We start from the raw sequence: 13,463 nt of genomic DNA on the forward strand, positions 1-13,463 counted from the left end.
GGGTTATCAATTCTTGACAATTATTTTTTTTGGTGGAGTAGTTGGCTGTTTTATACCATTTCTTTGCATTTTATCAATAATGGAAGACTCCATTTTCAGTTGCATCAGTTCTGTTCTACCATCCACAAATTGACTTCTTAATTCTCTTACCTCGTCATTGAGGCGTGCTATTTCGTGTACTTTACTTTCTGCATTATGGGAACTTGCAATCATAATGATAGCCAGTAACGAAAGAAACAATAGCATACGCCAATTCTTCATCGCATCATCTGAGATCAAGAATTTCCCTTTTACTATATCGTATATGGTTTGTTTCATTATAACTTTTCTGCTATACGTAATTTTGCACTTCTCGCCCGATTATTATGTTCTATTTCTTCAGCACTTGGCACGATTAGTTTTCCTACTTTCTTAAAAGGAACAGAGACATTACCATACATGTCTTTTTCAGGTTCACCTTCAAATAGTCCACTTCGCATATAGCGTTTCACCAATCTATCTTCCAAGGAATGGTACGAAATCAAACTTAATCGTCCTTCTTCTTTTAAAAGCTCCGGAGTTTGTTCCAAAAACTCCTTTAAGGCTTCAATCTCCTGATTAACTTCTATTCGTATCGCCTGGTAGATTTGCGCTAACACCTTATGCTCTCTATGCCTTGGTAAAAAGGGAGTCAACACCTCTTTAAGATCTTGACTTGTTTTAATTTCTTTTTCCTTTCTCTTTGATACAATTGCACGTGCTATTTTAGGTGCATTCTTTAATTCTCCGTATTGATAAAACATTTTTCGAAGATCTGATTCTTCGTATTCGTTAATGACTTGAAACGCTGACAAGTTTTTAGTTTGATCCATCCGCATATCCAAGTCGCTATCAAAGCGTGTTGAAAAACCACGCTCAGGAACATCAAATTGATGCGAAGACACGCCAAAATCGCCTAAAATACCATCAACTTTCTTCACCCCATGAAATCGTAAAAAACGTTTTATAAAACGAAAATTCTCTCGAATCAATGTAAACCGCTCATCATCTGGAACATTCGATAGCGCATCCTCATCCTGATCAAACGCCAACAACCTACCCTTAGGACCAAGCCGTTTCAATATTTCTTTGGAATGTCCTCCTCCTCCGAAGGTAACGTCTACATATACACCATCGGGTTTAATTGCTAAACCGTCTACTGTTTCGTTTAATAATACTGTATTATGATACTCCATCACTATCATCTTCAAAACCCATTACTTCTTCAGCTAAATCTGCAAAATCGACAGCAGTGTCCTCTATGGTCTGTTCGTATTTTTCTTTATCCCAGATTTCAATAATATTAACTGCAGAGGATAACACAACTTCTTTTTTGACCTCTGCAAAAGCCATTAAGTCTTTAGGAATTAACAATCTGCCAGTAGCGTCAATTTCTACTAATTTTACACCGGCAGTAAACCTTCTGATAAAATCATTGTTCTTTTTCTTAAACCTATTCAGTTTATTCATCTTTTGCATTAAAAGATTCCACTCCTCCATCGGATACAACTCCAAACAAGGCTGAAACACCGCTCTTTTTAAGACAAAACCATCCTGTAATATTGGGGATAGCTGCTTTTTAAAAGCAGCAGGCATCATTAACCGACCTTTTGCGTCAGCTTTACATTCGTATGTACCGATTAGATTTACCACTTTAGTCCCCTTCTGGTTTAATAATTCAAATATATTGAAAATTTTACCACTTTTTACCACATTTTACCACATTGTTAATAAGTTCCGCCTCAAATGAAGTCCCCTCGTATAGCTTTGATATTAAAAAATTGAAGTTCATTACTATAAGTTTTGTCTTATATTACTGGCACTCAGACTGATTTTATGCAATTTTGTTATTTCGTTTACACAAATCACAGACGGATGATCTACTATTGACAAAAAAACGTGAAACTAATTCTGAAAATGCTATATTTGCTTTTCATTGAGGTAACAAACATTAATGAAGCACGAACTAATACAAGACGGAAAATTCAACTATCTCGATATTGGAGAAGGAAAACCAATAATTATATTGCACGGGCTAATGGGTGGGCTGAGTAATTTTGATGGCGTTGGTAGTTATTTTCCTGAACGTGGATATAGGGTACTCATTCCTGAACTTCCGCTATACACCATGTCCTTACTAAAAACCAGTGTAGGAAATTTCGCGAAATATTTAAAAGAGTTCATAGATCACTTGAATTTTAAGGAGAGAGAAGTCATTCTTTTAGGAAATTCTCTTGGTGGACATATTGCCTTATTATGCACTAAAATGTTTCCGGAAAAAGTAAAAGCCCTTGTAATCACAGGTAGTTCTGGGTTGTATGAAAGTGCCATGGGTGAAAGCTACCCTAAGCGAGGCGATTATGAATATATCAAAGCAAAGGCAGAAAATGTATTCTACGATCCTGCGATTGCCACCAAAGAGATAGTTGACGAAGTATATGCTACAGTAAACGACCGAAATAAATTAATACGCACCTTAGCTATTGCTAAAAGCGCCATTAGACACAATATGGCAAAGGATTTACCCAATATGAAAACACCAACCTGTATTATTTGGGGTAAGGATGACACGGTAACTCCACCAGAGGTAGCCGATGATTTCAATCGTTTATTACCAGACTCTGATTTGTACTGGATTGAAAAATGTGGCCACGCTGCTATGATGGAACATCCAGATGAGTTTAACAAGATCTTTCACCACTGGCTAGAAAAGCGAAATTTTTAAAAAACGAAATTCAACATGAAGATTAACAGCGCTGAGTTTGTCATAAGTAACAGCGATGTTGCCAAATGTCCTAATGACAAATTACCTGAGTATGCATTTATAGGACGCTCTAATGTCGGTAAGTCCTCATTGATCAATATGCTTACCCAAAGAAAAAGCTTAGCTAAGACTTCAGGAAAACCGGGGAAAACCCAACTCATTAACCATTTTTTAATTAATAAAAACTGGTTTCTTGTTGATTTACCCGGATATGGATATGCCAGAGTATCGAAATCTACTAAAAAAGTCTTTCAGAAGTTTATAACCGCCTATTTTGCCAAACGAAAACAATTGGTTTGTGCTTTTGTCTTGGTGGATTCGCGCCACGACCCCCAGAAAATAGATTTAGAGTTTATGCAATGGCTGGGAGAACATCAAATTCCTTTTTGTATTATTTTTACCAAAGCAGATAAATTATCTAAAACGAAGCTTCCGGTACAGATCAATAATTACATCCATGAAATGATGAATTATTGGGAACAAATGCCTCCTTACTTTATTACCTCCTCCTCTTCTGGTTTGGGTAAAGAGGAAGTTTTGGCATACATCGATCAAATAAATCAAGAAATAAGCACTTCTTGATACAAAATGTCTACTATAGCTATAAATCAGCTATTGTTTTTTTAACTCCAGTTTTTCTGCAAAATAATCACAAAAGTCCTTCATAGTAGCGGTCATTTTCTCATCTTGTGTCGCTCTATAATAGGTATCACTCATCGACATTAAGGTTTGATGAAAAAATATCTTCATTTCATCAACTGGCATATCTTTGGTCCAAAGATCTATGCGCAGACTTTCCTTATTTTTCGTATCCCAAACCGATAAAAACATGGCTTTGGTCTCTTCATTTTCAACCCCCCCATCTTTTGCAGTCCAATTTAGTTTTTCGGGCACTCGATTCTCATCAAGTTCTATATCTACTTTTATTTCTGATTTATGTATAGTTGCCATTATCTTGCAGGTTTATATTTTGAATTTTTGAAAATTGTTTCCGCATCATTTTTTAGAAGCTGTTGCAAAGATACGTTGTTATTTTGCATATATGAATCTACAATTCGCCAACCTATATATTGACCTACACGATCTGAAGATTCTTTATCGATCTGCTCCAGATAAAATTTAGAAAAAGGTGCGGGGTACAAAAATCTTGATGCCAAATTAGCATCCGTACTATAAAGCAATTGTTTGTCTATAAAATAGCGCCATATTTCCTCTTCATTAGCAACCACCCAATTCCATTGCGCTTCTGTATATCCCATTTTAGCAGCATTTGAAACGTTAGGTAAAAACAAATCTGTTAAATACAACTCCTTACCATAATACACCATATTAGATAGTAGTGTTCTGTCTTTAGGCAGACCTTGTAATTGCTTAGCGTACACCTTGGCCATATCGGGTAAAATTTGACTTGGGATAAGATCTTCGGTAATATACTGCTGCAAATCCTTATAAAAGAAATGTTTTTCACCGAGATAGGTATCCAGTGAAATTAATAGTAAATCGTTAGACAATATAACCTTATTCCGATAATCAACATCTGAGGTCACTGTAATCACCCTAGGATCTGTGACCTGCGGAAAATAATATTTAACTCGTTTTAAAAACTGAATAATATCCAATTCCAATTCGGATAAATCCGTAAATTTTTTGAATACTTCTTCATTTAACTGCTGCTGTAGAGTATCCTGTGATTTGGCGATCCAAATACTATCTGAATATATTTGCGGAAACAGAAAAGGATATTGAGCCTTAAGTTTGGGCAGTTGCTGTGGAGTGAGCTCTGCAAATTTTTTGTCAAAACGTTCAATTTTTATATTTACTGGGATTTTTTCTATTTCTTTCTCTATTTTAGATGAGGAATCACAGGCATAGAAAATGCAAAATAATAGCTGTAATAGTAACAATAATTTAAATCTACTCTTCATCTTTAGGGATCTCATCAAATATAAATTCAATTGTAGCAAGGCGATCTTTTTTTATTAATTTTATCTTGCAAAGATAAATAGCTCTTTTTACATTTTGCTTTGACTCACTAAGAAATATAACAGATAAAACACATCACATGCAAACAGAAAAAGTAATCGATCATATTGTAAACTGGTTAAAGGATTATGCGACAAAAGCTAACATGGAAGGATTTGTTGTTGGGGTAAGCGGTGGTATCGACAGTGCAGTAACTTCCTCATTATGTGCCAAAACAGGTTTACGCACCTTATGTGTAGAAATGCCTATACACCAAGCACCAGATCAGGTTACCAGGGCTAGAAAACATATAGAACAGCTTAGAAAACGTTTTGCTAATGTTACCGATATTGAAGTAAATCTCACTCGAGTTTTTGAAGAATTCAAATCCTCTGTACCTGTTGTAAAGGCTAGTCCTCAATTGGATCTTTCCCTAGCCAATACAAGAGCTAGATTGCGCATGAGTACACTTTACTATTTTGCAGGTTTGCATCGTTATTTAGTAGCTGGTACAGGTAATAAGGTTGAAGATTTTGGCGTAGGATTTTATACTAAATATGGAGATGGCGGTGTTGATCTAAGCCCAATAGCAGATCTTTTAAAAAGTCAAGTATACGAGTTAGGAAAAGCTTTACAAGTACCACAATCTATTATCGATGCACCACCAACAGACGGTTTGTTTGGTGATAGCCGTAGCGACGAAGATCAGCTAGGAGCCAGTTATGATGAGTTAGAATGGGCAATGCGCATGAAAGATGAAGGTAAAACTCCTGAAGATTTTACAGGCAGAGAAAAAGAGGCATTTAGCATATTTTTGCGATTTAATACCGTAAATCAACATAAAATGTTACCAATACCGGTATGTAATATTCCCGTTGGTCTATTATAATACACATTTTATCGATAAAGTGATAAAAAAAAGTTTACGACACTAAGTTCTTACTAATTTTGTGTTAAGCAATTCATTACCCCACTTTGTAGAATGTTTAACGTTACACATCAAGATTTAATAAAAACCAACAATCAGTAAACAAGAATGACAACTGTATTAATCGCTGATCATCACCCTATCACCAGGAAAGGGATTGTATCTTTATTACGTAGTGGTGAAGATTATGATATCATTGGCAAGGTAAGCAATGGGAATGAAATGTATGATGTGCTCAAAGACAATACACCAGATGTATTGATTATGGAGCTAGATCTGCCACAAATTAATGGTATAACTGCCCTAAGAACTATTAAAAAAGAGTTTTCGGGTATAAAGGTTATTATCTTTAGTTCGCATCCTGAAGAAATGTATGCGCTAAGTGCTATCAAAGCGGGAGCATCTGCTTATCTCTCTAAAACTGTAGCTACCAAAACGCTTAAAAAAGCTATTGACCGCGTAGCAAGAGGAGGAATTTACTTAAATGATAACTTAACCCAACAATTGGCTAGTGGCAATGCTAGTGAAAACAATATGGTGGTGAAGTATAAAAAGCTATCCTCTAGAGAGATTGAAGTATTGAATCTACTTTCTTCTGGCAAAAGAAATAAAGATATTGCAGCGACGCTATCCATCAATGAAAAAACGGTCAGCACCTACAAAACCAGATTGCTGAAGAAATTGAAGGTGGATAATCTAGCAGACTTGATCCATCAATCCAGACTGTTACATATTACTTAAACCACTCTGTTCAATTTATCGGATAGTACTTTACGAAGTGATAGGTAATCCATGATATCCTGCATAGTAACCTCATTGTCTATATCCTCTGGGGACGCTACCAATTGAGAGAGTTCCTTTACTTTTTTATTGATTAGAAATCGACGTAAGTTCAAAATAATATCGTTTACATAGCGCGAAACGGTTATTTCTTTTTGTTTTACGTGTATTTCCTGATCGTGCCATCTATGTAAGGTGTATTTCTCTTCGTTCATCATGATTTCTGTGATCTCAGCAGCAACCTCTGGACTGACATTGTTTATGAAATTTTCAATTTTAAAATCCGAGTTTTGATTTAACTCTTCGATAAGTATTGAATATACGTTTTTGAATTCCTCGTGCGTAAATTCAATTTCATCCTCTTGAAGGTCAAGGTAGATTTTCTGAAATACCTTAGCCGTATACCGTTCGGGTTCTAAAACCAATTCTCCCTCTTCGTTTTCTTTGAGCACTAAATCTTCAAACTCTTCTTCAAACTGCCCGTATAACAATAAGATTTCGATAATCTTTTTTTCTAAAACATACTGCTGGTTAACTTGTGGCGCCTTATCTTTTTTAGATTTGACTACTTCCATAGCCCCGTCAGCCTTGTCTTGGCGTTCTCGTTTTCGGTGATCCTTTAATTCCTTATTTCGTAACTGTGCAAGCGTCGTAAAGAGCACTTCTTCTGAAACCTTCATTATGGCCGCACACTCTTTTACGTAGATTTCTCGTTTAATGGCATCAGGTATTTTGCTAATAGACAACACCATATTACGCACTAATTCCGCTTTTTTAATAGGGTCATTTTTGGCCTCCTCTTGCAGTAACGAAGCTTTAAATCGTATAAAATCCTGCGCATTTTCTTCTAAATATGAAGTTAACTCTTCTAAGGTATTTTGTTTTGCAAAACTATCCGGATCTTCTCCATCCGGAAAACCGCATACCTTAACATTCATGCCTTGTTCTAAGATCAGATCAACTCCTCTAAGCGACGCTCTAATACCCGCTGCATCCCCATCAAATAACACGGTGATATTGTTGGTCAGTCTATTGATTAGACGAATCTGTTCCACTGTTAAGGCAGTACCTGAAGAAGCTACCACATTTTTTACTCCGGTTTGATAAAACTGAATAACATCCGTATACCCTTCTACCAAATAACAATTATCCTCTTTAGCAATGGCTTGCTTAGCAGCATAGATACCATAAAGCACTTTACTTTTATGATAAATTTCACTTTCAGGAGAATTTAAATATTTAGCTACCTTTTTATCATTTTTAAGTGTCCTACCTCCAAATCCCAAAACTCTACCAGACATGGACTGGATAGGGAACATAACTCTACCCTTAAACCTATCGAACTGCTTTTCTTCTTTAACAATAGTAAGCCCAGTCTTTTCTAAAAACTCTAACTTATAGCCTTTGCGAATTGCTTCAGCGGTAAACGCCTCCCAAGCATCTGGCGAATAGCCTAGTTCGAATTTCTTTATGGTTTCTTCCGTAAATCCTCGCTCCTTGAAATAACTCAGCCCAATGGCTTTCCCTTCTTGAGTATTGTGTAAGGCATTTTTGAAAAAGGTATTGGCAAATTCACTAACCAGGTACATGCTTTCTCTTTCACTTGCTTGTTCCTTTTGTTCATCGGTTTGCTCCGTTTCTATATACTCTATATTATACTTTTCTGCTAAGTATTTTATAGCCTCGGGATAGGTAAAATGCTCATGCTCCATAAGAAACGCTACAACATTACCACCTTTACCACTGGAAAAATCCTTCCAAATCTGTTTAACTGGAGACACCATAAAAGATGGTGTACGTTCATCACTAAAAGGACTCAGCCCCTTAAAATTACTACCTGATTTTTTTAATTGTACAAAATCACCGATCACCTCCTCTACCCTGGCGGTTTCAAAAACAGCGTCAATCGTTGACTTTTCAATCATAAATTAGAAATTATAAGTATCTTTTCTTTTGGCAATAAATCGATTTTCCAAATTTAATTTATCCCTGGCAAAAATAATACAATTCCTACAACTGATATAAAAGAAAAGGTTGACCTTACTAAGGCCAACCTTTTATCATAATAATATCAACCTGTTATTCTTTTACAAAACTTCTTGTTACAATAACTTCCTCTGCCGTAAACCTAACAAAATAGGTTCCGGTAGGAAGATCACTGATATCAATTTGAGAATTTTGTCCCTGATTACCTGATTTTTTAACTAGCTGTCCATACATGGAAAAGATCTCTAACTGATCGATAGGTAGATCACCAAGAGTTACATTCAAAATATTTTTAGCAGGATTGGGATACAACTTGAATAATTCCGTCTCATCAAGGTCACTTAGCTCATAGGTCTCAAGTCTAGCTGAATCTGCTGTTACACAAAAACTGGTCGCTTCGGAACTACCGAACTCTCCCCCTGTCACAATGGTTCCATTAGCACTGGATAAAGTATATGAACCTATACCATATCGACAACAAATTCCATCACCATACGAATCAAAAATAGTAAAAGTGTAGTCGCCAGAGGATAAACCGTCAATAGTTTCTATTATCGTAGATCCATCAGGATTAGCAGTTGAATAGCCTTCTGAAGCTACAATGTTACCAGCACTGTTGGTAATATTCCAAGAGGTTTCTTGAGGATAGTTGTCTAAAGTTATAGTAAGTGTTAGATCGGATGAAGCACAGTCATCTCCGGGGTCTGAACCTGTAGTTAGTGCAATTTTATCTATAGCCGCATCAGCCCTCCAAGTTCCACCGGTAATTCTTACAAAACGCAATTGCACACCGGTACCTAAATATGCAGACAAGTCTATTGAAGCTGTTTGCCAGAAATTACCTTGGTTTCCACTTCGTTGCCAAATACTAGTCCAGCTAGCGCCTTCGTCATTACTAGCTTCAACTGCTAGGGATCCAAAATTACTAGCACCGAACATATGGTAACTGAATGAAAAAGTAGCTGCAGCAGCGCCTCCCAAATCAAAGCAAGGTGAATTTATAATAGCCGTTTTATTGGGGTATCCTACCCCATTACCCGAAGCTTCAACATAAAGATAAAAATTACCATCATCCGCGCTTGAAGGACCAGTGCTTCTGGATGGTGTACCATTTGCATCCCTGGTCCAATCTAAATCATCCTCGGCACTTTGGGTCCAAAGACCGATAGAACTTTCGAAACTTTCATTATAAGGCGCCAAAACACCATTTAAACATCCTGAAGCTTCAAGGGTGGTAACACTTACCACATTACTTGCCGGTGAAATATTTCCTGCTGCATCGACAGCTACTACTGTGAAACTATAGGTTGTTTCAGGAGCCAAATCGGTTATGGTCACTGCAGTACTTGCCGTAGTATTAACCACAATACCATCTTGCAAAATTCGGTACTCACTGACTCCTATATTATCGGTAGCGGCATCCCAGGTTAAATCTGTGGTATTAGCTGTGGTATTAGATGCAGATAAGTTAGTGGGTGCTGAAGGTGCCTGGGTATCCGGAGCATCAGTAGTTATCGTTATGGTATTACTAGCTGCAGATTCATTACCAGCAGCATCCGTAGCAATTACAAAATAATCATACGATGTATCCGGCGTTAAACCATTAACATCAAGCGAGGTGTTTGTTACCGTTGCAATAACGGTTCCATCTTGATAAACATCGTAACCGGTAACTCCTATATTATCCGACGCTGCATCCCAACTCAAAGAAGTTGAAACATCCGTGGTATTTGAAGCAGATAAATTGGTCGGAGGTGTTGGCGCCTCGGTATCTGGAGTATCTGGAGCTATCTTAAAAGCTACCACATGATTTCTTCTAGATCCCCCAGTAAAATACTCAGCGGTATGCCAAAACGTTGCATCATCAGTTGGATCTATGGTCATCTGTCCATAATCACCATACCGCGTAGAAGGATCACTTTGCGTTCCGTTAACCCCTAATTGCTCCGCAAGTGTCATGGTACCTAACGGATCACTTGCTAACCGTCCTGTATACCTGATCGATGGTACGGTAGTATTACTCACCACGGTATAAGCCATACCTATATTTCCCTGAGCATCCATCGCCATACTACCACAGAATGCGCTTAGTCCATCGGGCTGAACATAAGTTCCTTCTTGAAAAATTGTCCAGGGTTGTCCATCACTGGTTTGTCGTAGCTCATACCAACGAATACCTGCCAGGTTATCATTTCCATTTAAATCTACTACAAAATTTAAAATAATAGAGTTATGGGTTCCAAAACGACGATAATTGGTCATATACATCATCGTGGCTTGTAGCGCGTCTATATCTCCACCACTCGGTTGTGGTAAATTAGAGAATGAACCTCCATCAAACACACTGTCGAAGGGTGATGTAATAATTTCTTGAGGTTGAGATATGGTAGAATTAGCAGGGTTGGTCCAATCTACATCTGTAGTCCAAACTTTGATATGGTCTTGTGAAACACCTGACCAGCTATCATCTTGTAAATATAAAAATGCGTGTCCTGTTCCTACAGGCGGTAATGTAGGTCCTGTACTATGTGATCCTCCTGGGCTATAAAAACCGCTAGTCCTTGCTCCTGGTAATGGGAAACCCACAAACTGTGCATTCGCATCGCCGACTAACATTTTATCGCGTTCCACAGCAAAAACTACATCATTTCCACTAGGATTATTTTGATCTTTATTTGCTGTGATATAATAACCATCACTCCAAATAGATAACTTTTCATAGTCGGGAAATGATCCAGTGTTGAATCTATAGGTAAACCACCCATCATTGACCGGATCGGGTCCCTGACCCACAGCAATTAAAAACCCATTTGGTGTATTACTAAACTGCATGATTATAAATCGGTCTGCATAATTATCATAGACTACAATGGGGTCTCCTAAATCCTCTCCAGGAAATATTGTAGCCAATGATGCTTCGGGCACAATGACATTTCCACTTTTATCTCGAATTCCAAATCCTGTGTTAAACGCATACACATAATGATTAGGCCCTACCGCTCCGGTTGGATCAGTAGGTGTACTAAAGCCCGAATGCGATTGAAAATTTGCAACTTCAGTAGAAATCGCAGCTCGTTGAGATTTTTGTTGTTTTTGCATTAATGGATCTTGTTGACCAGCTGCCGGTAAACCTTTACCCGGAACAAAAGTATTTCGTCCCCTCTTTTTTTCCTGACCGTCTTTCATCATACCCTTAGCAGATATAATGTTATCCATTTTAGAAATTGCAGGAATTACGCGTACATACTCGGCCTTACCCACAGAGCTTGCTTTCATTCCTTGTTTTTGGGCATAGGAGCCCAATGAGCAGCATAGCATAGCTATACACGCTACATAGAAAAATGTAGTTTTCATTTTTTTGGTTTTAAGAGTTAAGTTGATTTTTAATTGTGTTAAATACTTGGTAGTCTTTATGGCAAAAGCGGTAAAAGACTTCTGTATCCTTCATTACTAATGCCTGGAAAGATAAAGTGGTGCTCTAATCCTTTTCAATGATTTGTTCATACGTATTATATTAAATTAATCCTATACTATATTAGGCATAGCTGTTTAGGACTCTCTTAAGGAAAAAGAGACTTTAGGTAGGTAGTTTTGATTAGAGGTTGGTTCGGTTGTCTTAAATGTAAATGTTTTAGAAATAAAATGAAAAGAAATACTTTACTAAAACTCTGAATATCATTTTTTTACGGTTAATCCGTATGTAACAATGGTAAATTCACTTGTACTTTACCACAAAATGAACAACCCCTAACCACATCATATTCATCTTTTCAAGCTATAAATAGTTATAGAACTCTTCTTGAATAAAACTAAACAAAAAGCCGATTTGCATAGCAAATCGGCTTTAACTTATTGGCTGAATCAAACTATAGCATAGCTCCTATACTAAAGATCAAAGCGTAAACCTAGTGACACATTATTTTGTTCTATATTAGGACTTCTGAAAATTGGATTTAGATCATACTTTAAATAAACTGTCATATCTCCAAACCCTGCATATCCGGATAAACCGTAGATCAGATCATTAGTATTGTAATCTCTTTTTATTTTATCCTTAACCTCTCCTCCATTTTCTTCAAACTTTAATTTTTGTCGTGTACTTAAATTTGCACCCACATATCCTCCTACTCCTAGTCGGAACTGTTTATGGGTGGAATACCTGATTTTTTCTTCGGTTTTTCTCACTTTTGAAGGTCCAATTTCAAAATGAATTGGTACAACCAGGTTATCCATCCTAAACTTTGATTTATCTAGATTAATCGGAAAATCCTGTAATTCGGTAATATTTCCGTTTTCAACGAAATAACGATTATCCGTCGGTTTAAGGCCATTGAACTGAAACGAGAATCCGTATTTAATTCTTAAAAAATTACTGTTATTAAAAACTCTAGTGTTCCAGGCATATCCTATTTCAAAAAATCTACTTCCTGCTATTTTATATGGTGAATCGTTTAGGGACTGATCCTCAAAAAGAGCATTATTTAGACCAAAAGCAATCACCAGGTCACTATAGGTCCTGCGATCATATTTTACCTCTTTTTTTATTGATTCCCCATCCTTTATATTTATACCGAAGATAACATTTTCACCATCTTCATCGATCGCACCAATGCCCACTATGAGTTGGGAGTTAGTCTCCGTTATATCCTGACCTTTATTTCTTTCTAACAGCGCAATTTTATTATCAATTATTGCCGAAGCGTTTTCGATATTGAGTGCATGTTTCTTTGCAGCTTCTTCCTTAAGTTTAGTGGCTTCCTCCAGGCTTATCTCCTCTTTTATTAATCGTTCGTTGATCTCTTCAACCTCTTTGCGAAGGGCTTCTTTTTCTATGTTGATCAATTCAGTTCGTTGCTTTTCTAACTGTCCTACTTTGTCTTGAACGGTTGAATCCTGTGCAAAAATTTGCAACGAGCATACCAGGGCCGCAAATGCAGCTAACATTATTTTTTTCATTTGTTTAATGGATTTATTTCCCTTCGCTCAATTTATAAAGACTATGTGCACACTACATTTCCTAGTAGT

12 protein-coding genes are annotated in these 13,463 nt (G+C 36.9%); 4 read left to right on the forward strand and 8 right to left on the reverse strand.

Annotated features, from left to right (window positions below):
* Window positions 1-6: 6 nt before the first annotated feature.
* From EV197_RS13670 to mraZ, 3 genes are read right to left on the reverse strand one after another with little or no spacing between them, the layout of a single operon-like run.
* Window positions 7-318 (reverse strand): FtsL-like putative cell division protein, encoded by a 312-nt coding sequence (locus EV197_RS13670; RefSeq protein WP_130287359.1) that lies wholly within the window; start codon window positions 316-318, stop codon window positions 7-9.
* The gene (gene rsmH / locus EV197_RS13675; RefSeq protein WP_130287360.1) at window positions 318-1,214 is read right to left on the reverse strand and encodes a 16S rRNA (cytosine(1402)-N(4))-methyltransferase RsmH; all 897 of its coding nucleotides are present in this window, start codon (window positions 1,212-1,214) and stop codon (window positions 318-320) included. Before rsmH ends, EV197_RS13670 begins: the two co-directional genes overlap by 1 nt.
* Window positions 1,201-1,671: a division/cell wall cluster transcriptional repressor MraZ gene (mraZ, locus tag EV197_RS13680; protein WP_130287361.1), complete on the reverse strand. Its 471-nt coding sequence runs from the start codon at window positions 1,669-1,671 to the stop codon at window positions 1,201-1,203. Before mraZ ends, rsmH begins: the two co-directional genes overlap by 14 nt.
* 301 nt (window positions 1,672-1,972) lie before the next feature.
* Between mraZ and EV197_RS13685 the strand changes: the two genes are divergently transcribed.
* A complete protein-coding gene (locus EV197_RS13685) occupies window positions 1,973-2,743 on the forward strand; it encodes an alpha/beta fold hydrolase (protein ID WP_130287362.1) in 771 nt (256 codons plus the stop codon).
* 15 nt (window positions 2,744-2,758) lie between these two features.
* Window positions 2,759-3,364: a ribosome biogenesis GTP-binding protein YihA/YsxC gene (yihA, locus tag EV197_RS13690; RefSeq protein ID WP_130287363.1), complete on the forward strand. Its 606-nt coding sequence runs from the start codon at window positions 2,759-2,761 to the stop codon at window positions 3,362-3,364.
* A 30-nt stretch (window positions 3,365-3,394) separates the two neighbouring features.
* Here the strand turns inward: yihA and gldC are convergent, their stop codons facing one another.
* Complete coding sequence (gene gldC / locus EV197_RS13695; protein ID WP_130287364.1) at window positions 3,395-3,733, reverse strand: gliding motility protein GldC; 339 nt, start codon at window positions 3,731-3,733, stop codon at window positions 3,395-3,397.
* Window positions 3,733-4,722, reverse strand: coding sequence for a gliding motility lipoprotein GldB (gene gldB / locus EV197_RS13700; RefSeq protein WP_242610741.1), 990 nt, complete (start codon window positions 4,720-4,722; stop codon window positions 3,733-3,735). The genes gldC and gldB overlap by 1 nt, the downstream gene beginning before the upstream one ends.
* Window positions 4,723-4,844: 122 nt before the next feature.
* On the opposite strand from gldB, the gene nadE reads away from it, so the two are divergent.
* Both nadE and EV197_RS13710 read left to right on the forward strand, forming a co-directional pair.
* On the forward strand, window positions 4,845-5,633 hold the full coding sequence (gene nadE / locus EV197_RS13705; RefSeq protein ID WP_130287365.1) for an NAD(+) synthase: 789 nt from the start codon (window positions 4,845-4,847) through the stop codon (window positions 5,631-5,633).
* Window positions 5,634-5,780: 147 nt separating this feature from the next.
* Window positions 5,781-6,413 (forward strand): response regulator, encoded by a 633-nt coding sequence (locus tag EV197_RS13710; RefSeq protein ID WP_130287366.1) that lies wholly within the window; start codon window positions 5,781-5,783, stop codon window positions 6,411-6,413.
* On the opposite strand, the gene dnaG is transcribed toward EV197_RS13710, so the two are convergent.
* The 3 genes from dnaG to EV197_RS13725 all read right to left on the reverse strand — a co-directional run bounded on the left by dnaG (window position 6,410) and on the right by EV197_RS13725 (window position 13,394).
* Window positions 6,410-8,377, reverse strand: coding sequence for a DNA primase (gene dnaG / locus EV197_RS13715; RefSeq protein ID WP_130287367.1), 1,968 nt, complete (start codon window positions 8,375-8,377; stop codon window positions 6,410-6,412). The two genes, EV197_RS13710 and dnaG, sit on opposite strands and share 4 nt — an antisense overlap.
* A gap of 154 nt (window positions 8,378-8,531) precedes the next feature.
* Entirely contained in the window at window positions 8,532-11,792 is a 3,261-nt protein-coding gene (locus tag EV197_RS13720; RefSeq protein WP_130287368.1) for a fibronectin type III domain-containing protein, read from the reverse strand.
* Window positions 11,793-12,323: 531 nt separating this feature from the next.
* Window positions 12,324-13,394 (reverse strand): PorT family protein, encoded by a 1,071-nt coding sequence (locus EV197_RS13725; protein ID WP_130287369.1) that lies wholly within the window; start codon window positions 13,392-13,394, stop codon window positions 12,324-12,326.
* Window positions 13,395-13,463 lie beyond the last annotated feature (69 nt).

The organism is Aquimarina brevivitae (genome assembly GCF_004216895.1).
GTDB classification, from domain to species: Bacteria; Bacteroidota; Bacteroidia; order Flavobacteriales; family Flavobacteriaceae; genus Aquimarina; species Aquimarina brevivitae.